Below are 22,478 nucleotides of genomic sequence, written 5' to 3'. Positions count from 1 at the left end.
TTCGACCGATTAATGCAAGCTCTTTTTTTAACTTCTTATCGAGCTCGGCGTTTAGATTTCTTGGCCGGAATAAGAATATACCATGTATAGAGATTCATTGCAAGCATTATTTTTCAAATCTTAAAATCATAAATCTTGAGGGAACTACATCCTCGCAGTTCCCTCAAGATCTGATGGGAGCCTAGAAATTACTCCATACGGTTGCGCATATGCGGGAACAGCAGCACATCACGAATCGATGCAGCGTTGGTAAGCAGCATGATCAGCCGGTCCACACCGATTCCAAGTCCGCCTGTAGGCGGCATTCCGTATTCAAGAGCACGAATGAAGTCGTCATCCATTTCATGCGCTTCATCGTTGCCTTTTTCCTTTTCTTGAATCTGTGCCTCAAAGCGCTGACGCTGGTCGATTGGATCATTCAGCTCGCTAAACGCATTCGCATGCTCACGGGCCACGATAAACAGCTCAAAACGGTCTGTAAAGCGCGGGTCTTGATCATTCTTTTTGGCGAGCGGGGAGATTTCAACCGGATGTCCAGTAACAAAGGTCGGCTGAATCAGTGTTTCTTCTACAAATTGCTCAAAAAAGGCATTCAGGATATGTCCAAAGGTCATGTGCTTCTCAACCGGCACACGGTGTTCCTTCGCCAAACGCTGAGCTTCCTCATCCGTCATATGAACGCCAAAATCGACACCTGTCACCTCTTTGACAGCATCCACCATGGTTACACGGCGCCACTGCGGGGTCAGGTCTACTTCCTGGCCTTGATAATTAATCTTCTGTGTACCCAGAACCTCCTGGGCGATATGAGCGATCATGCTTTCGGTCAGGTGCATAATATCCTTGTAGTCAGCATAAGCTTCGTATAGCTCAATCATTGTAAATTCCGGATTGTGGCGCGTTGAAATACCTTCATTGCGGTATACGCGGCCAATTTCATACACTTTTTCCAAACCGCCGACGATCAGGCGCTTCAGATGCAGCTCAATGGCAATACGCATATACAGCTGCATATCGAGTGTATTGTGGTGGGTAATGAACGGGCGGGCTGCAGCCCCGCCGGCGATGGCATGGAGGGTTGGCGTTTCCACCTCAAGGTAGCCCAGCGAATCCAGATAACGGCGCATCGATTGGATGATCCGTGAACGGGTAATGAAGGTCTGCTGAACCTCCGGGTTGATAATCAGATCCACATAACGCTGGCGGTAGCGCAGTTCTACATCTTTCAGGCCATGATATTTTTCGGGAAGCGGAAGCAGCGATTTGGATAGCACCTCAAGGTTATGCACCTTAATAGAGGTTTCTCCGGTTCTGGTTTTGAACACTGTACCGCGAACGCCGATAATATCCCCCAGATCAAGAACGGTAAACGCAGCATATTGTGCTTCGGAAATACTGTCCTGACGGACATAGATTTGTATCTTACCGCTGAGATCCTGAATATGCGCAAAGCTGGCTTTACCCATTACACGCTTAGCCATAATACGGCCAGCAATGCTGACTTCGAGATTAAGCTCATCCAGTTCCTCTTTGGTTTGCCCATCATACTTGTCCATAATATCTCCGGCACCTGCCGTACGCTCATATTTCTTGCCAAATGGATCGATTCCCAGCGCACGAAGCTCGTCCAGTTTGCCGCGGCGGATGGTCAGAAGCTCACTAAGCTCTTTTTCCGTATTCTCCGCAGTGTTCATTTCCTCGGTCATGTCTTTCATCCTCTCTTACTCACTCTGTCAACTACACAAGAAGAAACGGTTCCGTCCCTATGCAAGAGGACAGCCCGTTCCCGTACAAATAGAAGCTGTATGTGTTTGTGAAAAAAGCTTCCCTAAGGAAGCTTTCTTGACTTATTCCTTATTGGTACCTATTACTTCATTCTAATATCAAGAATTTTATATTGAATGACGCCTGCAGGAACACTAACATCAACAATGGTGCCAATCTTCTTACCAATAATGGCCCGGCCTACCGGACTTTCGTTCGAAATCTTATTATTAAGCGGATCGGATTCGGCGGTACCCACAATCGTATATTCCATCACGTCGCCATATTCCAAGTCCTCGACGCTTACGGTAACCCCAATGCTCACCACATCGGTAACGATTTCGTCGCTGTTGATGATACGCGCATTACGGAGCATTTTTTCCAATGTAATAATACGGCCTTCTATGAAAGCCTGCTCGTTCTTCGCGTCTTCATATTCCGAGTTCTCACTGATATCTCCGTAGCCAATTGCCACTTTGATCCGTTCGGCGACCTCACGGCGTTTTACGGATTTGAGGGTCTCCAGTTCTTCTTCCAGACGCTTAAGTCCGTCCGGTGTAAGAATGACTTCTTTATCGCTCATCTCAACCGATTCTCCTGTCGTATACATTTATTGAAAACACCATACTATATGCGAATCTGGAGGGATCAGAACCCTCCTTCTGCATTGCCACTGCTGTAACGGCGATTTTATACTGTGAAATTATATTGGAACCGCTACAAAATGTCAATGATGCCCCATATAATGTTCGTGTGTTATGCAAAAAGGCAGGAGTTTCTGTGTTTAAACCGCAGTCAGCGAGGAATTAAGGCCTTCCTGCTCTTCCTCGTCCTTAAGCTGTGTGACAAATTGGTTCAATATCCGCACCATTTCATCACGCTTGGTTTCTTCCATAATGACATCCTTCACACGGGCAGCGGCCTTCATGCCTTTCAAATACCAGGCCAGATGTTTGCGCATTTCCCGGACAGCCACCACTTCACCCTTCAGGCTAATCAGACGGTCCATATGAAGAATGGCTACTTTGATCTTTTCCTCCGGACCAGGCTCAGGGATCAGCTCACCTGTATTCAGGTACTGAATTGTACGGTACAGCATCCATGGATTGCCCAAAGCGCCCCGTCCAATCATGACACCGTCGCAGCCGGTCTGGTCCAGCATCGCCCGCGCATCCTCCGGCGTATTTACATCCCCATTGCCGATAACCGGAATTGAAACTGCCTCTTTGGCCATACGGATGTACTTCCAATCGGCATGACCGGTGTAGAGCTGCTCGCGGGTCCGGCCATGAACACTCACGGCCTGGCCCCCGGCACGCTCGACGGCACGCGCATTGTCCTCAACAAAAATATGCTCACTGTCCCAGCCAATCCGCATTTTTACGGTTACCGGCTTATCTACGGCGTCAACGACTGCAGACACCATCTCGTAGATTTTGTCGGGATTCAGCAGCCAGCGCGCTCCCGCGTCGCATTTGGTCACTTTAGGAACAGGACAGCCCATATTAATGTCAATAATATCGGCATTTGTCTCTTTATCCACGACCTTAGCCGCTTCTACCAGGGACTCCCGGTCACCGCCGAATATTTGCAGACTCAGCGGCTTCTCCCGTTCATCCACAAACAGCATCTCCCGCGTACGCCGGTTGCCGTGCAAAATCGCCTTATCGCTGACCATTTCGGCGCAAACCAGGCCGGTTCCAAATTCTTTGGCAATCAGACGAAATGCCGGATTGCACACGCCGGCCATAGGTGCCAGCACGACCTGGTTCTTCATCTCAATGCCGCCAATCTTCAGCATGTTGTGTTCACTTCCTTAACCCATTTATTGAATCTATACTAACGTTCCCTCAGGTTGAGGGGTTGGCTAATTCGTCGACAGCAACTCCAAGAACGTCCGCAATTTTATTTAAAATTTGATCTTCCAAACGTCTGTTGCCCCTCTCTACTGCGCCAAGCACAGCCAAGGATATTCCGACAGAATCCGCCAGTTCCTGCTGAGTGTATCCCTTCAGCTTCCGGAATGCCCTGACCCGCCGTCCCATACGTTTGTTGTCCACAAGCGAATTCCTTCCCTTCCGTCAATGTCTTGTAGCGCTGCTGTTATAAACTGCCGGAGTCCGGGAGACTCTTCACTCTGTGGTACGACATCATTCAGTGGAATCAGCACAAATGCCCGCTCCAGCATCCGCGGATGCGGCAGTGTTAAATCGGTCGTATCGAAGCTCTGATTCTCCACCCACAACAAATCTAAATCAACCGTTCTAGGCCCATAACGAACATCCCGGACACGGCCCAGTTGACTTTCGATGTCCAGCATCTCGTGAAGCAGCGCCTCCGGCGCAAGGGTAGTGCGGAGGACTGCCGCCATATTCAAAAACTGCGGCTGGTCCAGATAACCGACTGGTTCCGTTTCGTACACACTTGAACAGCGGACCACTTCAATCCCGGCATGCTGATTCAGTCTGTTCAATGCTTCTTTCAGGGTTCCCTCACGGTCACCCAAATTAGCCCCTAAAGCAATATAAGCCTCTGATGCCTCAGAGGTAGAATGTATGGTCATTACAGAGTTCTCACTTTCTGGTTCTGCGCAGTTCTACGGTCACTCCCTGAAAGTGAATGTCGAACGGCGGATGCGGCTTGGTCACCTTCACCGTTACTGCATTGATAACAGTATAAGTGTCCAGTAACGAGGATGCAATATATTCAGCCAAAGCTTCTATGAGTTTAAATGATTTTGTTTCGACAATTTTTTTAACGAGGAAGTGCACTTCGGCATAATTTACGGTAAGAGTAAGATCATCACTGCGGCCAGCAGCCTGCAGATCAAGCTCAAGCTCCAAGTCAACGTAAAAGCGCTGGCCAAGCTTGCGCTCCTCTTCAAACACTCCGTGATAACCATAGTACTCCATACGGTGCAGTGTCATTCTATCCATGCGGGTTCCCTGCCTTCTGAAATCTAATTTTCGCTCTGATAAATCATTTTTTATTCAAGCGCTAATGGTGATGCAGCATAAAGCATGGCATCGCACATCTGTACAGTCCGCTTAATCCTGGCGACATCGTGTACCCGCACAATTTGGCACCCTTGGGCAATTCCGAATGCCACGGTGGCGGCCGTGCCTTCCACTACATCATCCGGCGGAAGATCCAGGACGGTACGAATGAATTTTTTGCGGGAGGTAGCGAGCAGGAGAGGATATCCAAGCTCTGTCAGCCGGTCCAAATTCATCATGGCCTGTAGATTCTCTGCATAGTCCTTGGCAAAACCGATTCCGGGATCAAGAATGATGTTCTCCGGCTTCACTCCCGCGGCCAATGCCAGATTCACGCTTTCTTCAAGATCAGCACACATGTCACTGACCAGCTCCCGGTAATTACGCTCAAGGCGGTTGTGCATCAAAATAATCGGACAGCCCGCTTCCGCAGCTACAGCCGCCATATCGGGATCAGCTTTGGCGCCCCAGACATCATTAATAATATGAGCACCTGCCTGAACAGCCTGACGGGCCACCTCCGCCTTATAGGTGTCGATTGATAACGGCAGCTGAGGAGCGGCACGGTGAATGCTCTCAATGACAGGCAGCACGCGGGCCAGTTCGTCTTCCAGACCTACCGGCTGATGGCCGGGACGCGTTGATTCACCGCCAATGTCAATAATATCGGCACCCTCCGCCGCCATTTGCAAAGCATGTTCTACAGCCTTTTCCGGTTCAGCCCACAATCCACCATCGGAAAATGAGTCCGGGGTGACGTTCAGGATGCCCATAATCAGTGTTCGTTCACCCAGTATCAGTTCCGCTGCCCCCAGGCGGTAGTTCCGTTTGTATATCAAGGGTCTCATTCCGGCAATCCCGTCCTTTCCCTATATGCTTCCAGCAGCAGCGCCGTAAGTCTTCCACAGCATCCGTCGCTTACAGTCTGCCGATCATTTACACGCCATAGTGCGGTAACCGGCACAATCTCCTGTACCGAATTGGTGAGAAAGATCTCGTCCGCTTCTGTAAGCTGTTCCCACCTGTACATGCCTTCCTCAGTCTGCAATCCGGCTGCATGTGCGAGCTCCAGTACCATTTCCCGGGTAATTCCCGGCAGGATGCCTGTTGCGACGTCTGGCGTATAAAGGATGTTATTCTTGATAAAAAACACATTGCTGACAATGCCCTCGGCAATCTCGCCTTGCCGAGTCAGCATCAGCCCTTCGGCACCGTATGCTGCCGAAGCATAACCTGCCAATTCACGCTTCGCGAGTATGTTGTTCATATAATGCAGCGACTTGAAGCGTACCGGCCCCTCCGGTGTATTACGCGGCAGGTTCAACAATTGCAGGCCTTTCCCTTCATGGTAGAGAGTACCCGGAAGACGCGGCAGCTCCTTGATGTAGAGCAAATGATTGGGATGGCTGTACTCGCCTGCCGGCAAACCCAGAATATCTTCACCGGCTGTTACGGTGTAACGGATATAGGCTTCCTGTAATTCATTTTTGCCCATTACATGCTGAATCCAGCCGCGCAGCCGAAAAGTGTCTTCTGTAAAAGGAATCCCAAGCTGTCTGCAGCCCTCTGCCAGTCTGCCTATGTGGCGCTGCAGCAGAAACGGTTCCCCTTTGTACGTCCGGAAAGTCTCAAAGAGGCCCATACCGTACAAAAAGCCGTGATCCAGAGCGGAAATCACGGCATCTTTCGCATCAACTACCTGGTGGTTGAATCCAATATAATTCATACCGGTTCTCCGGCTCTCCGTTTCAGAAAATTACGCAGCATGGTATGCCCATGATTGGTAATAATCGATTCAGGATGGAACTGCACGCCTTCAATCGGATATTCCTTATGGCGCAACGCCATAATTTCGCCTTCAGCCGTTTCCGCTGTGATCTCCAGGCAGTCAGGCAAACTTTCACGCTCCACGATCAGTGAATGATAGCGGGTCGCGGTGAACGGAGACTCCAGTCCTTCGAATACAGAGGTTCCGTTGTGGTGGATTGGCGAGGTTTTGCCATGCATCAGGCGCTCCGCCCGAATGACATTGCCTCCGAAGGCCTGTCCAATGGCTTGATGGCCCAGACAGACGCCAAAAATCGGGATAATTCCCTTGAAATGCTGAATCAGCGCAAGGCTTATCCCCGCTTCATTCGGTGTGCAGGGCCCTGGAGAAATCAGAATATGATCCGGTGCAAGCGCCTCAATCTCCTCAATGGTAATCTCATCGTTGCGGGATACCTGGACTTCCTCCCCAAGCTCCCCGAGATACTGCACCAGGTTGTACGTAAAGGAATCGTAATTATCGATAACCAAGATCATAATGTTGCTCCTCCTTCGGCGCCGCCGGTGGCACGCGATTCCTGCTGGTATTCGCTGCAGAGAACCGCCTTCACTACGGCTTTGGCTTTATTGTGGCATTCCCGGTATTCCCGGTACGGGTCTGAATCAATCACAATGCCCGCACCTGTCTGGATATAGCCTATTCCGTCCTTCACCGCCAGTGTCCGTATAATAATATTTAATTCCATATTGCCGTTATAGTCAATCCAGCCCATCGATCCAGTATATGGTCCGCGCCGCACGGGCTCAAGCTCCTCGATGATCTCCATGGTGCGCACCTTAGGCGCACCGGTGATGGTGCCGCCGGGGAACAAGGCGGCCATGACATCGTAAGCGCCTTTGCCGGGCGCGACGGTGCCCTCCACCTGCGAGACGAGATGCATCACATGCGAGTATCGCTCCACGGTCAGCAGCTCCGGCACGCTGACCGTCCCATAAGCAGCGACACGGCCGATGTCGTTGCGCTCCAGATCGACAAGCATAATATGCTCGGCGATCTCCTTCTCGCTCCCGCGCAGCTCCGCCTCCATGGCGGCGTCCTCCGCGGGAGTCAGGCCCCGGCGCCGGGTACCGGCAATGGGGCGGGCGCTGACCTTGTCCCCGTGCAGCTTGACGAGCAGCTCGGGCGAAGCGCTGGCGAGGGCGAAGCCGGGGGAGCGCAGCAGCCCCATGTACGGGGACGGGTTGAGCTTGCGCAGCCATTCATACACATCCTCCGGCGAGGATTTCAGCTGGGCCTCCTGGCGCAGCGACAGGTTCACCTGGAATACATCTCCTTGGCGGATGTATTCCTGGACCTCACGGACTGCCTGCTGAAATTGCTCTGGCGAGAAGGCGGAAGTCATGCCCGGCCATTGGCCGGAAACATCGCTATGGGCTGCCGTTGCGGCGGCCTCGGCAGTGCCGCTTTCAGAAGTCCCAGGTGCAGCAGAGATTAGCCTCCACTGTTCCAGCATCTGCTCAGCCCGCAGGAAAGCCTTCCGGTACAGGTCTTTTAGTTCGGCGGGACCAGATGATTGCGCAGCAACAGGCACAGGCACATGGACTGTGCAGTAGAGCATGTCCTCCTGGTGGTCATAGATCCACAGCTCTTCCAGTCTCATGAAGAGGTAATCGGGAAACCCCGGATCATCCTTAGCCCAAACAGGCAGCTTCTCCAGAGAACGAACCACATCATAGCTCAGAAATCCAAGACAGCCACCGATAAACGGAGGGAGCCCAGAGGATTGTAGCTGCGGTGAGGTAAAGTCCTTCATCCAGGCCTCCAACACTTTCAAGGGGGTGCCGGCCTGTACCGATTCTAACAATGGCTTATCCTTACCTGCCCCGTCTGACGGGAAGCTGTATATTTCGGCTGCACCTGCCCGCCCTTGCAGTACGGAAACAGGATGTAAGCCAATATATGAGTACCGGCCGCCCTTACCACTCTCCAGTACCACTGAATAGGGAGAGGCCAGCTCCCAGGCCTTCATCCAGGAGGCGGGCAATCCCCCCTTGTCCTGCGGTGTTTGTATAATAAGGGGGAGTAGGCTCCATTCTTCCTGCGCCCATTGCTCCCAGTCCTGCCACGCTGTTATGATTTCCAAAGCCATCCCCCTAAAAGTTTTGTACAGCATACGCTTCTTGAGTTTCACTTCGTTCAAAACTTGCTTCGCAGCATCTGCTTTGTTTTGGGCTGCCTTGCATCTGTAAAAGCCTTATACTTATCCTTAGGTTTATTGCCTGTCAGTATACTGTACTTTGGACCGCTTTGAAAAGCCTGAATGATCGATTCTCTGAAAAAAGAGCCTTCACCATCCCTGTGACAGCGGATAGGAAGGCTCTATGGATATGCTTATCAGCAATTACACTTCAAAATTGTAAAGTGGGGTGCTCAGGTAACGTTCACCGTTGCTTGGGATAACCACTACGATTTTTTTGCCCGCTCCCAGCTCTTTGGCCACTTTGAGGGCTGCGAACACGGCTGCACCGGAAGAAATACCGGACAGAACGCCCTCTTCCTTCGCTACGCGGCGTGCAGTTTCGAATGCTTCGTCGTTCTCTACGTGGATAATCTCATCATAGACATTCTGATTCAGAATATCAGGAATGAAGTTTGCTCCGATCCCTTGGATCTTGTGAGGACCAGGCTTGCCGCCAGCCAGGATTGGCGATGCCGCAGGTTCTACCGCATAGATCTTTACATTAGGATATTTACTCTTCAAAATCTCACCGGCGCCTGTGATGGTTCCGCCAGTACCTACTCCGGCAATAAAGGCATCCAATGGTCCGCCAATGGACTCAATGGCTTCAACAATTTCCGGACCCGTGGTTTCACGGTGGATTTTGACGTTTGCCTTATTCTTGAATTGCTCGGCCAGGAAGTAATCAGGGTTCTCGCTCAAGATTTGCTCAGCCTTCTTAACCGCACCGTTCATCCCTTCCGATCCCGGAGTAAGCACCAGTTCCGCACCGTAAGCACGCAGCAGATTGCGGCGTTCAAGGCTCATCGTTTCAGGCATAACAATAACCGCCTTATAACCTTTGGCTGCAGCAACAAGTGCCAGACCAATACCTGTGTTGCCACTCGTGGCTTCTACAATGGTGCCGCCTGGCTTCAGCAGCCCTTCCTTCTCAGCTTCTTCCACGATGCTGATGGCGATGCGGTCTTTCACGCTGGAGCCTGGGTTTTGATATTCCAGCTTCAGGTAGATTTCCGCAGAACCTTCAGGAACCACCCGGTTGAGACGAACCAGCGGCGTGCCTCCGATCAAATCTGTTACACTGTTGACGACTTTAGCCATGAGTGAAAACCTCCTTGGAATGATAAATGAATGGGTGCGTAACTTGTGATAATAGTATCCAGCATAGATCTCCGGGTGTATGAAAAACGGCTAGGTATGCACCAGGACATTCAACACCGCAGCACCAAGTTATAGCGCTGGACAGCGGAATTGGACCCTCCGCCGTTACCTATTTCCGACTAAATCAGTAGGTTTTACATTTAAGATCATATTATCAATCTTGCAGGCTGTTGTCAATATATATCGCTGTATCATATTTAGCGCGCAAATCATTTTCCACCTGCTGAAGTGGCGGGGCCTTCTCCAGTGCAAGCTCTTCCCGCACCTGCTGCCTGATTTCTGCCTGATTCTGCTCCCGGGGCACGATGGCTTTCTCCAGCCGGATCACCGCATAAGCATCCCCAGCCTGCAGCGGACCTGCAATATCACCCGCCTCCAGTCCGGCAGCAGTCTGCAAGAGGTCCTCCGGCCAGAATGGATCATCCTCTTCCACCATACCAATACTGCCTCCATGCACCCGGCTTTCCTCGTCGACAGACAGCTCTGTGGCCAGCGCCGCAAAATCTTCACCCTGCTCCAGGCGGTCCATTACCTTCTCTGCTTCTTCGTAGGTGTATACCTTAATCATGGAGAGCTGCATTTCCTTCTTGGGAGTGAACCGCTCGGCATTCTGCGCTAAATAATCATCGATTTCGCTCTCACTAATGGTGATCCCCGCTGTAGCTATCGCTTGGAGAGTAAGACGGTAAGCCGCCTCATCACGCACTTCCTCACGCGAAAGCCCCAGTTCGGACTCCATCTGTTCGTAATACTGCTGTTCGGAGCCATAGCCGGCTATACTGCGCTGCAGTTCCTTTTCAATCTCATTTTCAGTTACAGTAATCCCTAGGGCCTTAGCCTCTTTGCTGACCACAATATGGTTAAGCAACGTGAGCAGCACTTCATCGCCATGCTTTTTTTTGAGTTCACCTATCCATTGCTGGTCTGTCACCGGCTGATCTCCCGCCCTGGCAATGTCCGAGGACTCCCCTTCAGCGGCTTCTCCTTTGAGAATAGCCATGGCCCGCAGACTCCAGAACAATAGACCCCCGAGCATTAATGTTGCGATCGCCAAAAAAATAACGGCATTGCGCAGCAGGCGCTCCTGTCTTGTCATCATCTCATAGCCCTACGATTTCGCTTGATCCAGGATAACCTGCAATTCATCTTTATTAAATACATAAGCCTCGTTGCAAAAATGGCATACCACTTCAACCTGATCATCTTCTTCAATTAACCGCTCCAGCTCGTGCTGGCCCAGACTCACCAGTGTTTGTTCTACTCTTTCACGGGAGCACTGACAGACAAAGCTGATATCCAGTCCATCCATGATAACCACATCGGGAAGGAGCCAGCGGAGCATCTCTTCCGGATCAAGTCCCTGGTCCAGCACAGCAGTAACAGAAGGCATTGCACCTACGGCCCGTTCGATTTCTGTAATTTCATCATCGCTAAGACCCGGAAGAAGCTGTACAATGAACCCTCCAGCCACCTTCACAGAGTTATCCGTGTCCACCAATACTCCAAGCCCTACAGCGGCCGGAGTCTGTTCGGAAACAGCAAAGTAATACGTAAAATCTTCGCCAAGCTCTCCCGAAACAATCGGCACACTGCCGCGATAGGGCTCCTTCAAGCCCAAATCCTTGCTGATATCGATGAACCCTTCCGTTCCCACAGCTCCGGCGACGTCCAGCTTGCCAAGACTATTGCTGGGAAGATGAACATGTGGATTCTGCACATACCCGCGGACTTCTCCGAGGGCATTGGATTCTGCCGTAATTTGTCCTAGCGGACCGTTTCCTTTGACCATTATGGCCAGCTTTTCCTCGCCTTTGAGCATTGCTCCCATCATAGCAGCCGCGTTAACGGTCCGTCCCAGTGCTGCCGTAGCTGTTGGGTACGTATCGTGCCTGCGCCGCAATTCGTCGACCAGCTCTGTGGTACGGACTGCAAAAGCTCTTACTTTGCCGTTCATTGCGGTTCCCCGGACCAGCCGGTCCTTCTTGTTATCCATTGGGTGCGTACTCCTCCTGTCGCCTGCCTTTAAGGCTTCTATATTTTTATTTGTTGCGGTCGTAAATAATACGCAGGCCTTCCAGCGTCAACATCGGATTAACCTCATCAATACAATCGGTTTCACCGGCAATGAGTGTCGCCAGTCCCCCGGTAGCAATCACCTTCAGTACTGGGGCGTTCATCTCCGCCTTAATGCGTCTTACAATCCCTTCAACCTGTCCCGCATAGCCAAAAATAATCCCTGCCTGCATGGCATGGACCGTATTGCGTCCGATCACTTTCTTTGGCTTCTCTAGTTCAATCCGCGGCAGCTTGGAAGCCCGCTGATACAAGGCTTCTGTAGAAATGCCCAGTCCAGGCACAATCGCTCCGCCAAGATAGTTCGCACCAGCGTCTATGCAGTCAAATGTAGTCGCCGTTCCGAAATCAACTACAACGAGCGGACACTGATATTGCTCAATGGCAGCAACCGCATTCACAATCCGGTCAGCACCGACCTCGCGGGGATTCTCGTACCGCAGATTAAGCCCGGTTTTAATCCCCGGGCCTACAAGCAGCGGCTCCTTGCCGATATATTTCACGCACATTTCCACAATGACCTGCACTAGCGGTGGAACAACCGAGGAGATAATGACTCCTTCCACATCTTTGAACGAAATGTTGGACATATGGAACAGATTATGAATCAACACCCCATATTCATCTGCAGTGGATTGACGGGCAGTGCTGAGGCGGAAATGGTGAAGCAGCTCACGCCCCCGGTATACCCCGAGGACGATATTAGTATTGCCTATATCTACAGCAAGCATCATGAGAAGGGCTCCTCCTTCTTCGCATTCAGATCCAGGCTGATATCCAGACTGGCGAAGGAGTATGTCAACCTGCCGACAGAGATCACATCAACCCCGGTTTCTGCAATGCGGCGCACGGTTTCCAGCGATACGTTGCCGGAGGCTTCCGTTTTGACATGCGGCGCTTTGGTTTTGATGCGTCTCACGGCTTCTGTCATGAGTTCAGAAGACATATTGTCCAGCATAATAATATCGGCTCCGGCCGCAAGTGCTTCCTCTACCTGCTCCAGGCTCTCTGTCTCGACTTCAATGGTCATCGTGTGCGGAATATTGGCCCGGGCCCGGGCCACTGCCTGCCGAATTCCACCCGCCCCCTTGATATGATTGTCCTTAATCATCACGGCATCATAGAGTCCGAACCGGTGATTAGCGCCGCCGCCAACACGGACTGCATATTTCTCCAGCATCCGGTGACCCGGAGTCGTTTTGCGTGTATCCACCAGCCGGGAAGGCAAGCCTTCAAGCTTCTGCACAAAAGAATGGGTACGGGAAGCCACACCCGTTAGACGCTGCATCAAATTAAGAGCCAAACGTTCTCCGGTAAGAATTGCATGTGTGCTGCCTTCCACTTCGGCGATAACGGTCCCTTTGGTGATAGCCTGGCCTTCCTGCACCAAGGCAGTGAACACAAGAGAGGGGTCAACCACCTCAAATACCAGCTCAGCTACAGGAATACCGCAGATGATCCCATCTTCCTTGGCATGGATAATTCCTTTGGACTCGTGTCCGGCAGGAATCGTTGTGCGGGTTGTGATATCACCAGAGCCTACATCCTCATGCAGCCAGCCTTTAATCGTTTGTACCAGTTCTTCATTGTAGCCATTAAACATCATCACTTAATTCCTCCACTATTCCCAGTTCGCGGATCAGGAGCAGGTGCTTCTGCCACCCTGCATCATCCCGCTGTGGGTAATCCTCACGGTAATGCGCACCACGGCTCTCATGCCGCGTTAAGGCCGCTTCGGTAATCAGCAGACAGCAGGTCAGCATATTAGCGAACTCGTATTCCTCGCGTTTGGTCAGAGCCGAATGGAAAATAGGCAGCTGACGCTTCAATTCATCCAATCCCTTGGACAGCATTTCCTCATTCCGGCGCAGTCCTGCGTAGCGCACCATTACCTTCTGCAGCTTCAGGCGGCGCTCAACAATGGCCTGGGTTGGAGACTCTACCCGTCCTTCGTCGCAGCCTGCTGCTATGTCGCCGCGTTCAAGCGGCGGCAACTCGCGGATGCGTTCGATAATCCGCCGCCCGAAGACAACCGCTTCGGACAACGAATTACTGGCCAGCCGATTGGCTCCCTGCACACCGGTAGAAGACACTTCCCCGCAAGCAAACAGCCGGCCGATATTGCTCTCCCCATTGAGATCGGTTTTGATGCCCCCCATCATATAATGTGCAGCCGGAGCCACTGGAATCCAATCACTTGTAATATCCAGTCCATAGCTCATGCAGGTCTGATAAATCGTGGGGAAGCGGTGTCTGACCATATCTGCCGATTCGTGTGTAATATCCAGATATACAAAAGTCGATTTGGTTTGCTCCATTTCGCTAACAATGGCCCGGGCAACGATGTCACGCGGTGCCAATTCCAGCAGCTCATGATAGCGCTCCATGAAACGTTCGCCATTGATGTTGCGCAGGACAGCCCCTTCACCGCGTACAGCCTCGGAGATGAGAAAACGCGGCGCTCCCGGATAACTGAGTGCTGTCGGGTGGAATTGAATGAATTCCATATCCCGAATATGCGCCCCGGCCCGGTAGGCAATCGCTACACCATCTCCGGTTGCCACTTCGGGATTTGTGGTATACCGGTACAATTGCCCCGCTCCTCCGGAGCATAGTATGGTTGCATCCGCCTGAAGGAACAAGCGGCCACCGCCTGGGCGTTGTACCAAGGCACCTACGCATTCCCCACCGTCAGTAATGAGGTCAATCACAAAATGTTCATCCCATACCTCGATGTTCTTATGCTCCGCTACCTGTTCTGCCAGAGCGCGTACAATCTCGTATCCGGTAGCATCCCCATTAGCATGCAGAATACGGCGGTGGCTGTGCGCACCTTCCTGGGTAAGCGCGATCACGCCATTTTCCTTATCAAAAAGTGTACCTAAACGGATCAACTCACGCACCCCTTCAGGCCCTTCATTCACAAGCACATCTACAGCCGCCGAAGAGTTGAGACCCGCTCCAGCCATCAGGGTATCCTGGCGATGATACGCCGGAGAATCATCTTCAGCAAACACTGCGGCAATGCCGCCCTGGGCATAGCGGGTATTGCTCTCCATCAGCGTTTTTTTGGTTATCATAATGACTTTCCGGTCTTCACTGGCTTTGATGGCCGTGAACAAACCGGCAATGCCTGAGCCGATGACGATACAATCCGTTTGCACCGTTGGAAGCTCGCTAAGGTCGAAATCAACCAAATATTGTGGAATCATGACCGCTTTTCACCTGTTTCAACGAAAGAGTAGCGCATGCTACCGGACTTGTAGCATGCGCTCTAGGGATGTTCTGGCTTTGTCGGCGACTGCGGGCGGAACATAAATCTGCGGCTTCATCGTCTCCAGGCATTTGACCAGTTTTTTTAGATTATTGACTTTCATATTAGGACAAACGAGAAATTTGGTGGCAAAATGAAATTCCTTATCCGGACTGTCCTTGCGGAGCTGATAGCCGGTACCGTCCTCTGTTCCGACAATAAACTGCTTGCGGTCAGATTTCTTGCAATAATCAATAATGGATGTGGTGCTGCCTACATAATCGCCCATGGCAACTACCTCAGGACGGCATTCCGGATGCACTACAAATTCAGCTTCCGGATATTTCGCTCTCATTTCAACCACATCTTTGACCGTAAGCATATCATGAGTATTGCAATAGCCTTCCCAAATGATCAGCTTCTTGCCGGTCTGATCCTGTACGTATTGGCCCAGGTTCTTGTCAGGCACCCAGATAATCTCTTCCGCATCCAGCGACTCAATCACTCTCACCGCATTGGCAGATGTACAGCAGATATCCGTTTCCGCTTTGATTTCGGCTGAAGAGTTGATGTAGGTGACCACTTTGGCATTGGGGTGCTGTGCCTTCAGCTTACGCAGCCCATCCACGTTCACCATGTCTGCCATCGGACAGCCGGCACGTTCATCCGGAATAAGCACGGTTTTGTTCGGTGCCAGAATTTTGGCGCTTTCTCCCATGAAGTGAACACCGCAAAACACGATGACATCGGCATCTGTCTCTGCAGCCTTTTGAGCGAGCAAAAAAGAGTCCCCCCGAAAATCTGCCACTTCCTGGATTTCATCGCGCTGATAATAGTGAGCCAAAATGATTGCATTCCGTTCTTTTTTTAGCTGTTCGAGGCGCACACGAAGTTCACGATTCTGTTCCTGCTTGCGCTCAAGCGCCAGAGCTTCCACGGTCTGTTCTCCCCCTTATGTCTTTACGGCCTAAGCCGTCTCATTCTAATCATATTCCCCCGGAGTGTGCGGGTACGCAGCAGCCACCCGGCGCTGCGATTGCTTAGCCATTATTTTATTTAATATTTAATCACTAATGTACACAACGTTACTCCCACTGTCAATGTAACCAAGCTTATGCTATTGGGACTACAGACCGTCAGTAGGACAAAAAAAACCGGAGAACCCTAAGGTTCTCCGGACATATTTAGAAACATTTAGTTCAGCTGACAATTAGACTAGGTTGCCGCCGCCGTCTTTATTGCCGTTATTAGAATCATTTCCATCCTCTGGGTCCGGGTTGTTCGGAATATCCTTGGACAAGTCCCCGATCGTGGATGAAGTGTCTTCTGTTTTGCCTTGAATCCGGACACGCACATCACCGATGGAATCGATAACAGGCTCGCCTTCTTCGTGAGTCACGCCTGCAGCATCTTCAGGTTTGCCGTCTTCAGTTAGATAGCCTTGCTCAATCAGTTCTTTGATCTGATCCAGTTCCAGCGTTTCCTTCTCAAGCAGCGTGTTGGCAATCAGGTGCATTTCTTTGGAGTATTTGGTCAGCAGCTCTTTGCAGCGCTCATAACTGCTGCGGATAAAGTTCTGCATTTCCTGATCGATTTCATAAGCGATGGAGTCACTGTAATTCTGCTCATGCCCGATATCCCGGCCCAGGAACACCTGGCCTTGGGAAGTACCAAACTGCATAGGTCCCAGTTTATCACTCATACCGTATTCCATAATCATGCTGCGTACAATTCGTGTAGCCTGTTGGAAGTCACTGTATGCGCCTGTACCGATCTCGCCGATGAATAATTCTTCAGCGACACGTCCGCCGAGGAGCCCGGTTACTTTATCAAGCAATTCCTGCTTGGTGACAAGCATCCGGTCTTCTTTTGGAAGCATAATTACATATCCGCCTGCACGGCCGCGCGGGATGATGGTAACCTTGTGGACCATATCTGCATGTTCCAGGAAATAACCGACAATCGTATGGCCCGCTTCGTGATAAGCCACAATGCGCTTCTCGCGGTCACTGATCACGCGGCTGCGTTTCTCGGTACCGACGATTACCCGGTCAATGGCCTCATCCACTTCATTCATCGAAATATCCTTCCGGTTGCGGCGTGCAGCGAGGAGGGCTGCCTCATTCAGCAGGTTCTCCAGGTCAGCGCCTGTGAAACCGGTAGTCCGCTTGGCGATAACATCAAGTCTGACATCCTTCGTCAGCGGCTTATTGCGGGAGTGAACTTTCAGCACAGCTTCACGGCCTTTGACATCCGGACGGTCAACCGTGATTTGACGGTCAAAACGTCCCGGACGAAGCAGCGCCGGGTCAAGTATATCTGCGCGGTTGGTAGCCGCGACGATAATAATACCTTCATTGCCGCCAAAGCCGTCCATTTCGACGAGCAACTGGTTGAGGGTCTGCTCACGTTCGTCATGTCCGCCGCCAAGTCCGGCGCCGCGCTGACGTCCGACAGCATCGATCTCATCGATAAAGATAATACAAGGGGCGTTCTTCTTCGCATTCTCGAACAAATCACGCACACGGGATGCGCCGACACCGACGAACATTTCTACGAAGTCGGAACCGGAGATGCTGAAGAACGGAACACCGGCTTCACCGGCTACCGCACGGGCCAGCAAGGTTTTACCTGTACCTGGAGGGCCCACGAGAAGCACACCCTTAGGAATACGGGCGCCTACGGCTGCGAACTTGCGCGGATCCTTCAGGAATTCAACGACTTCGACAAGCTCCTGCTTCTCTTCATCGGCTCCTGCCACATCTTCGAAGCTGATTTTCTTCTTCTCTTCATTATATAACCGTGCCTTGCTCTTGCCGAAATTCATGACCTTGCCGCCGCCACCCTGCGCCTGATTGAACAGGAAGAAGAACAGGATGAACATGATAACGAGCGGAATGATGGAAGAGAGGAACGTCAGCCAAATGCTGTCACCCTCCATTTTCTTCTGCGTCAACTCTATGCCGTTATCATCACTGGCAGCTATGAGTTCGTTAAGGGCTTCATCTGTAGGAGGAACAAAAGTGGAGAAGTTCTTCGATTTAGCATCTGAAGGCTGCTGCTTGTATTCGCCGGTTACGGCAAAAGCATTGCCTTCGAACTGAATCGTCATGCTCTTCACATTGTTATTCTTGATCTCCTGTCTTAACTCATCGTATCTAGGGAAATCGGCGGATTCATTTCCATTGCTTACAAACTGGACAATGCCCACCACGACTAAAAATAAAATCAAATAAAAACCAGAATTCCGGATGAACCGATTCATCCCCTACCTCCTCTCACAACGCTCAAGTTATTGTACCATAGCCTGCCCGGGCTCCTCAAATTGTCAGAGGCCAGGGATCGGATCCGTAGATCTAAGGCTGTCGATTAGCTCATTTGGAATAAATTTCAGGCTTCAGTACACCGACGTAGGGGAGGTTCCGATACTGCTCGGCATAATCGAGTCCATAACCTACGACAAATTCATCCGGAATGACAAATCCGGTATAGGCGGCTTCCAGATTAACTGTGCGTCCTGCGGGTTTGTCGAACAGGGTAACCACAGTAACTGAAGCGGCATTGCGGCCCTGCAGCATTTCAATCAAATAGCTGAGCGTAAGCCCGCTGTCAATGATGTCCTCCACAATCAGAACATCGCGTCCTTCAACGGAAGCGTCCAAATCCTTGATGATTTTGACTACGCCTGAAGATTTGGTGGATGCTCCGTAGCTGGATACAGCCATAAAATCCATTTCCACAGGTACTGTAATCACTTTGACCAGATCCGCCATAAAAATAAATGCGCCTTTCAGCACACAAATGACGAGTGGCGTGCGTCCTGCATATTCCGTACTCAGCTGGGCGCCGAGCTCCCTGATTCTTTGTTGAATTTCCTCTTCGCTGATCAAGATTTCCTGAATATCGTTCTGCAACTTGCGAACCTCCTAAGTTATACTATGAAAGACTTACTTCGGCCATAACGCTTCTTCGCTCTTCTCCATATCCTCCAGAGACAACAGAAGAACCGAGGCCGTGTGCCGCCCTACTGCGGCATGCATCGAGCGCCTTACGCCCGGAATCCAGACGATATTGCCCAAATCATCACAAACGAGGGGAATCGCAGCGCGTTCGGAAGAAGGTATTTTATCATCAATGTAAATATCTTTTACCTTTTTGCTTCCGTTTAATCCCATAACCCTTATGGTATCTCCAGGCAATCGGGAACGGATGGTGAGTGGCAGAACCAGCTCTCCGCTGTCAAACCACGCCAACATTTTCCCAGAGTCCTCCCCCAGTACAGTAAAATTTTCTCTCTCCAGCACCGACATCATCAATACTTTTCCTATCTCCTTAATTTCAATACGGGGATTAGTCAAAGACAGCCGATATGTATAGCTTAATTGCTGCTGCGGAGGCTTGGACGAGAACACAATAGTATCATATTGCCGCATGCAGATCAGGCTTCCTCCCATATTCAAACTCCATACAGTAGGATAATCCTGCAGCGTTCCCCGGCGTACCGCTTCAATCTTGGGGAAATCCAAGCTCGATGAATCCGCCGACAGATAATTTAATATTAGTTTAATCAAACGCCGTTGTAAAGCGGAGGGTATGCCCGTAAATAATGCTCTCTGCATGGTGCATTTTCCAGGCTCGACCAAAACGAGTTCATTAAAGTATTTTTCCGCCGCCGCCTCCATATATTCATCTTCTGCCTGGACAATCTCGGACAATTGCAGAAGCGATTGCCTTACTTGTGGATTATACGCTTCAAGCGCCGGAATCAGATTCAGCCGGACCGCATTGCGTCTATATTCTGTCATTAAATTACTGGCGTCCTCGGCGTATGGCAAGCCCTCCTGACGGCACAGGCTGACAAGAGCTGTTTTGTTAATACGCAGGAAGGGCCGGATCAGTTCCACCTTTTTTTCAGTGCGTTTCCAGCGCATTCCCGCCAGGCCCGAAGGGCCGCTCCCCCGGAGTAAGCGCATCAGCACTGTTTCCGCCTGATCGTCTGCATGATGCGCTAGTGCCACCGAACGGGCAGCGTAGCGGTGCGCAGTGTCGATGAGAAACTGGTACCGTTTTTCCCGTGCTGCCCCCTCCGGCCCAAGGCCGCTCTCTTTGACGAGTGAGGGAATATCAAACTCCGCCAGCTCAAAGGGCAGGCCAAGCCTCCCAGCCATTGCACGGACCGATTCGGCTTCATCCACCGACTCGGGTCTGAACCCGTGATTCACATGGGCACATATTAAGGTCAGCGGCATGCGGTTCAGGGAAATTTCATGCAGGATATGCAAAAGAGCCACAGAGTCCGGCCCTCCGGAAACTGCGACTACAATGGTGTCATGGGGCGACCACAGTCCATGCTCGGCTGCGGACTCCAATACGGATTCCACCAGTTCATTCATTTGCTCCATACGGCTCCCTTTCTACCCGGTCAATAGGCCAGTGCCGGACCAACTGTCCAGTTTCACCTATAGTATGTATGATTTCAAAAACGGAATACGTAATAAATCGTAAATACCAGCACAAATAAGGATAGCGCAAATGCACTTTTTAGCCAACCCGGTGTTGCCATTGGTTCCTTCCCCGGTTTCCTTGTGCTGTAAATATGCGTCTTCCAGGCCTCCGTTGCCGCTGCACTTCCCGGAAATCCGCCTTTCAGGGCCAGACACAGCCAGGAAGAGAGCTTCTTGTCAGGCAGACTTCTGGCCAGCTTCAGCAGCTCGTCGGCGCTTCGGGTCTGCGGCAGCTGCGCTGCGGCGGCCTTCAAGCCCTCTTCATTAAGCAACCGCAGACACAGCACAGCAAAAGCAAAAAGGTCGTAATTCTCATCCCCCGTGCGGCTTCCGGCATTCCAGTACCCGCGGTCATGCCATTCGGTGAATTGCTTCACACTTCGGCCCAGCGGGCTGGCACCGCCGTAATCGATCAGCTCGGCCTCTCCGTAATTGGAGACCAGTACATTCTCCGGCTTCAAATCTCCGAACACAAAACCGCACTCATGGAGGTTCCGGAGTTTCTCCAGCAGCTTGAGCCCCACCAGCCCAAGCCACGAAGCGCCGTTTTTGGCCAAAAAATGATGCAGCGGCCGGCCTTCTACATAACGCATCACATAAAACGGCACGCTGTCGTTTTCCTTAAAATCATCCGATTCGAGTAAATAGGAGGATAATGCGGATTCACGGTGTGCTCTATGCTCTCTTCGCTTCCTGCTGGATTGCAGACTGGTCAGCACATTGATTTCCGACTGCAGCTCAAGGGTATCGTTGCCGATCTTGAGTGCATAGCGCTCCCGTCTGCCTTCACGCTGCACGAGATATACGGTTCCATTCGCTCCTCTTCCCAGCATACGTTCAACGACATAACGGTTCCCCCGCCATTTGCCGCTGATTACCGTGCCGGCAGGATAGGGCGGATTAGACAACATACCCACCAATCATCCCTTCTTTTTCATCGTAACCGTCATCTGTCGGACGATCACGGTGTTCATCCAGTGTATCATAACGGTAATGCTCAATCACCTTGAAAATGGCTGGCCCAGTAGGCGTAGCTCCGCGCATCTTCAGCTTGGAGAACAACGAACGGACCTCCGAGACATTGTGTGTCCAGTCTATATCGAGCATAGCCTCCTCACTGCTGGAGCGTCCGGGAAAATGGAAAACAGCAATTTCGCTCTTGCCCTCCCGCGCCTCCAGGCTAAGCGCCAGATCACGGATCGCATCTTCTACAGCACCCAGCTTCGGCTTCATGCTCGCACTGGCGTCAATGAGCAGTGCAATGCGCAGCGGAGTGGTCTCGGTCAGCTCATCGACAACCGTAACCACCTGCGAACGCTGCAGTGGAGGCAGCTCTTCCAGCGAACCATCACCGAGAATTTTTTTTACCTCTTTATTAACCGCCTGCTGAATCGTCTGAACCACCGTCTTGCGGGTCATCATCTGAATCGTCTGTGCCAGCTGCGGCGTTCCGACAATCCGGCTGATTCCTCCGCCGGCTTTGGCAATATCCGCAATCTCCCGGCTGCCCAGCTCTCCGATGGTTCCATAATCGACAACGCCGACCACATTGACGGTGATCCCCTCCTGGCGTGCATGCGCCGCAGCCATCACCGGACTCTCCCCTACATTCGAACAACCATCAGTAATAAGCAGGATTTGCTTCATACCCGATACTCCCCTTCCTTGTATATGTTTCTAGCATATCCAAGGTAGAGAGATTTCAAACGCCGCTTTGCGG

The 22,478-nt window shown here is 51.4% G+C and carries 22 protein-coding genes; all 22 read right to left on the bottom strand.

What is annotated here, in order from left to right:
• Positions 1-188: 188 nt before the first annotated feature.
• Positions 189-1,706, bottom strand: coding sequence for a lysine--tRNA ligase (gene lysS / locus PGRAT_RS00375; RefSeq protein ID WP_154970637.1), 1,518 nt, complete (start codon positions 1,704-1,706; stop codon positions 189-191).
• Positions 1,707-1,867: 161 nt separating this feature from the next.
• A complete protein-coding gene (gene greA / locus PGRAT_RS00370; RefSeq protein ID WP_025706947.1) occupies positions 1,868-2,347 on the bottom strand; it encodes a transcription elongation factor GreA in 480 nt (159 codons plus the stop codon).
• 201 nt (positions 2,348-2,548) lie between these two features.
• The gene (gene dusB / locus PGRAT_RS00365; protein WP_025706946.1) at positions 2,549-3,565 is read right to left on the bottom strand and encodes a tRNA dihydrouridine synthase DusB; all 1,017 of its coding nucleotides are present in this window, start codon (positions 3,563-3,565) and stop codon (positions 2,549-2,551) included.
• Between the two features lie 49 nt (positions 3,566-3,614).
• Positions 3,615-3,824 (bottom strand): helix-turn-helix domain-containing protein, encoded by a 210-nt coding sequence (locus PGRAT_RS32035; protein ID WP_025706945.1) that lies wholly within the window; start codon positions 3,822-3,824, stop codon positions 3,615-3,617.
• The gene (folK, locus tag PGRAT_RS00355) at positions 3,776-4,327 is read right to left on the bottom strand and encodes a 2-amino-4-hydroxy-6-hydroxymethyldihydropteridine diphosphokinase (protein WP_042265819.1); all 552 of its coding nucleotides are present in this window, start codon (positions 4,325-4,327) and stop codon (positions 3,776-3,778) included. The genes PGRAT_RS32035 and folK overlap by 49 nt, the downstream gene beginning before the upstream one ends.
• Positions 4,328-4,337: 10 nt before the next feature.
• Positions 4,338-4,700: a dihydroneopterin aldolase gene (gene folB, locus PGRAT_RS00350; RefSeq protein ID WP_025709455.1), complete on the bottom strand. Its 363-nt coding sequence runs from the start codon at positions 4,698-4,700 to the stop codon at positions 4,338-4,340.
• 50 nt (positions 4,701-4,750) lie between these two features.
• Positions 4,751-5,608, bottom strand: a complete 858-nt coding sequence (gene folP / locus PGRAT_RS00345; RefSeq protein WP_025709454.1) for a dihydropteroate synthase — start codon at positions 5,606-5,608, stop codon at positions 4,751-4,753.
• Entirely contained in the window at positions 5,605-6,486 is an 882-nt protein-coding gene (locus tag PGRAT_RS00340) for an aminotransferase class IV (protein WP_025709453.1), read from the bottom strand. The genes folP and PGRAT_RS00340 overlap by 4 nt, the downstream gene beginning before the upstream one ends.
• Entirely contained in the window at positions 6,483-7,064 is a 582-nt protein-coding gene (pabA, locus tag PGRAT_RS00335) for an aminodeoxychorismate/anthranilate synthase component II (protein ID WP_025709452.1), read from the bottom strand. The genes PGRAT_RS00340 and pabA overlap by 4 nt, the downstream gene beginning before the upstream one ends.
• Complete coding sequence (locus tag PGRAT_RS00330) at positions 7,061-8,677, bottom strand: anthranilate synthase component I family protein (RefSeq protein ID WP_025709451.1); 1,617 nt, start codon at positions 8,675-8,677, stop codon at positions 7,061-7,063. Before PGRAT_RS00330 ends, pabA begins: the two co-directional genes overlap by 4 nt.
• Before the next feature lie 252 nt (positions 8,678-8,929).
• Positions 8,930-9,868, bottom strand: a complete 939-nt coding sequence (cysK, locus tag PGRAT_RS00325) for a cysteine synthase A (RefSeq protein WP_025709448.1) — start codon at positions 9,866-9,868, stop codon at positions 8,930-8,932.
• 214 nt (positions 9,869-10,082) lie between these two features.
• Positions 10,083-11,027 (bottom strand): peptidylprolyl isomerase, encoded by a 945-nt coding sequence (locus tag PGRAT_RS00320; protein ID WP_051424811.1) that lies wholly within the window; start codon positions 11,025-11,027, stop codon positions 10,083-10,085.
• Between the two features lie 9 nt (positions 11,028-11,036).
• On the bottom strand, positions 11,037-11,921 hold the full coding sequence (gene hslO / locus PGRAT_RS00315) for an Hsp33 family molecular chaperone HslO (RefSeq protein ID WP_025709445.1): 885 nt from the start codon (positions 11,919-11,921) through the stop codon (positions 11,037-11,039).
• 46 nt (positions 11,922-11,967) lie between these two features.
• Complete coding sequence (locus tag PGRAT_RS00310) at positions 11,968-12,735, bottom strand: type III pantothenate kinase (protein WP_025709443.1); 768 nt, start codon at positions 12,733-12,735, stop codon at positions 11,968-11,970.
• On the bottom strand, positions 12,732-13,607 hold the full coding sequence (nadC, locus tag PGRAT_RS00305; protein WP_025709441.1) for a carboxylating nicotinate-nucleotide diphosphorylase: 876 nt from the start codon (positions 13,605-13,607) through the stop codon (positions 12,732-12,734). Before nadC ends, PGRAT_RS00310 begins: the two co-directional genes overlap by 4 nt.
• On the bottom strand, positions 13,597-15,213 hold the full coding sequence (gene nadB, locus PGRAT_RS00300; protein WP_042265814.1) for an L-aspartate oxidase: 1,617 nt from the start codon (positions 15,211-15,213) through the stop codon (positions 13,597-13,599). Before nadB ends, nadC begins: the two co-directional genes overlap by 11 nt.
• 39 nt (positions 15,214-15,252) lie before the next feature.
• The gene (nadA, locus tag PGRAT_RS00295) at positions 15,253-16,191 is read right to left on the bottom strand and encodes a quinolinate synthase NadA (protein WP_020426058.1); all 939 of its coding nucleotides are present in this window, start codon (positions 16,189-16,191) and stop codon (positions 15,253-15,255) included.
• Positions 16,192-16,464: 273 nt separating this feature from the next.
• The gene (ftsH, locus tag PGRAT_RS00290) at positions 16,465-18,519 is read right to left on the bottom strand and encodes an ATP-dependent zinc metalloprotease FtsH (RefSeq protein WP_025706259.1); all 2,055 of its coding nucleotides are present in this window, start codon (positions 18,517-18,519) and stop codon (positions 16,465-16,467) included.
• Positions 18,520-18,628: 109 nt separating this feature from the next.
• Positions 18,629-19,168 (bottom strand): hypoxanthine phosphoribosyltransferase, encoded by a 540-nt coding sequence (gene hpt / locus PGRAT_RS00285; RefSeq protein WP_020426056.1) that lies wholly within the window; start codon positions 19,166-19,168, stop codon positions 18,629-18,631.
• A gap of 33 nt (positions 19,169-19,201) precedes the next feature.
• Positions 19,202-20,656, bottom strand: coding sequence for a tRNA lysidine(34) synthetase TilS (tilS, locus tag PGRAT_RS00280; protein WP_025706258.1), 1,455 nt, complete (start codon positions 20,654-20,656; stop codon positions 19,202-19,204).
• A gap of 74 nt (positions 20,657-20,730) precedes the next feature.
• Positions 20,731-21,669, bottom strand: coding sequence for a serine/threonine protein kinase (locus tag PGRAT_RS00275; protein ID WP_025706257.1), 939 nt, complete (start codon positions 21,667-21,669; stop codon positions 20,731-20,733).
• Positions 21,659-22,405, bottom strand: a complete 747-nt coding sequence (locus tag PGRAT_RS00270; protein WP_025706256.1) for a vWA domain-containing protein — start codon at positions 22,403-22,405, stop codon at positions 21,659-21,661. The genes PGRAT_RS00275 and PGRAT_RS00270 overlap by 11 nt, the downstream gene beginning before the upstream one ends.
• Positions 22,406-22,478 lie beyond the last annotated feature (73 nt).

It is taken from the genome of Paenibacillus graminis (genome assembly GCF_000758705.1).
In the GTDB taxonomy this organism is placed as follows: domain Bacteria; phylum Bacillota; class Bacilli; order Paenibacillales; family Paenibacillaceae; genus Paenibacillus_AQ; species Paenibacillus_AQ graminis.
The sequence above is the reverse complement of the archived record's forward strand: the minus strand, read 5'-3'. Positions and strand labels throughout refer to the sequence as shown.

Excerpts from the sequence above, each read along its gene's own strand:
- PGRAT_RS00320 (WP_051424811.1), bottom strand. The coding sequence starts at position 11,027 with ATGATGACAAGACAGGAGCGCCTGCTGCGCAATGCCGTTATTTTTTTG.
- pabA (WP_025709452.1), bottom strand. The coding sequence starts at position 7,064 with ATGATCTTGGTTATCGATAATTACGATTCCTTTACGTACAACCTGGTG.
- PGRAT_RS00275 (WP_025706257.1), bottom strand. The coding sequence starts at position 21,669 with ATGTTGTCTAATCCGCCCTATCCTGCCGGCACGGTAATCAGCGGCAAA.
- hslO (WP_025709445.1), bottom strand. The coding sequence starts at position 11,921 with ATGGATAACAAGAAGGACCGGCTGGTCCGGGGAACCGCAATGAACGGC.
- PGRAT_RS00340 (WP_025709453.1), bottom strand. The coding sequence starts at position 6,486 with ATGAATTATATTGGATTCAACCACCAGGTAGTTGATGCGAAAGATGCC.
- dusB (WP_025706946.1), bottom strand. The coding sequence starts at position 3,565 with ATGCTGAAGATTGGCGGCATTGAGATGAAGAACCAGGTCGTGCTGGCA.
- PGRAT_RS00270 (WP_025706256.1), bottom strand. The coding sequence starts at position 22,405 with ATGAAGCAAATCCTGCTTATTACTGATGGTTGTTCGAATGTAGGGGAG.
- nadB (WP_042265814.1), bottom strand. The coding sequence starts at position 15,213 with ATGATTCCACAATATTTGGTTGATTTCGACCTTAGCGAGCTTCCAACG.
- folK (WP_042265819.1), bottom strand. The coding sequence starts at position 4,327 with ATGACCATACATTCTACCTCTGAGGCATCAGAGGCTTATATTGCTTTA.
- cysK (WP_025709448.1), bottom strand. The coding sequence starts at position 9,868 with ATGGCTAAAGTCGTCAACAGTGTAACAGATTTGATCGGAGGCACGCCG.
- ftsH (WP_025706259.1), bottom strand. The coding sequence starts at position 18,519 with ATGAATCGGTTCATCCGGAATTCTGGTTTTTATTTGATTTTATTTTTA.
- tilS (WP_025706258.1), bottom strand. The coding sequence starts at position 20,656 with ATGGAGCAAATGAATGAACTGGTGGAATCCGTATTGGAGTCCGCAGCC.
- folP (WP_025709454.1), bottom strand. The coding sequence starts at position 5,608 with ATGAGACCCTTGATATACAAACGGAACTACCGCCTGGGGGCAGCGGAA.
- PGRAT_RS00330 (WP_025709451.1), bottom strand. The coding sequence starts at position 8,677 with ATGGCTTTGGAAATCATAACAGCGTGGCAGGACTGGGAGCAATGGGCG.
- nadC (WP_025709441.1), bottom strand. The coding sequence starts at position 13,607 with ATGATGTTTAATGGCTACAATGAAGAACTGGTACAAACGATTAAAGGC.
- greA (WP_025706947.1), bottom strand. The coding sequence starts at position 2,347 with ATGAGCGATAAAGAAGTCATTCTTACACCGGACGGACTTAAGCGTCTG.
- folB (WP_025709455.1), bottom strand. The coding sequence starts at position 4,700 with ATGGATAGAATGACACTGCACCGTATGGAGTACTATGGTTATCACGGA.
- PGRAT_RS00310 (WP_025709443.1), bottom strand. The coding sequence starts at position 12,735 with ATGATGCTTGCTGTAGATATAGGCAATACTAATATCGTCCTCGGGGTA.
- lysS (WP_154970637.1), bottom strand. The coding sequence starts at position 1,706 with ATGACCGAGGAAATGAACACTGCGGAGAATACGGAAAAAGAGCTTAGT.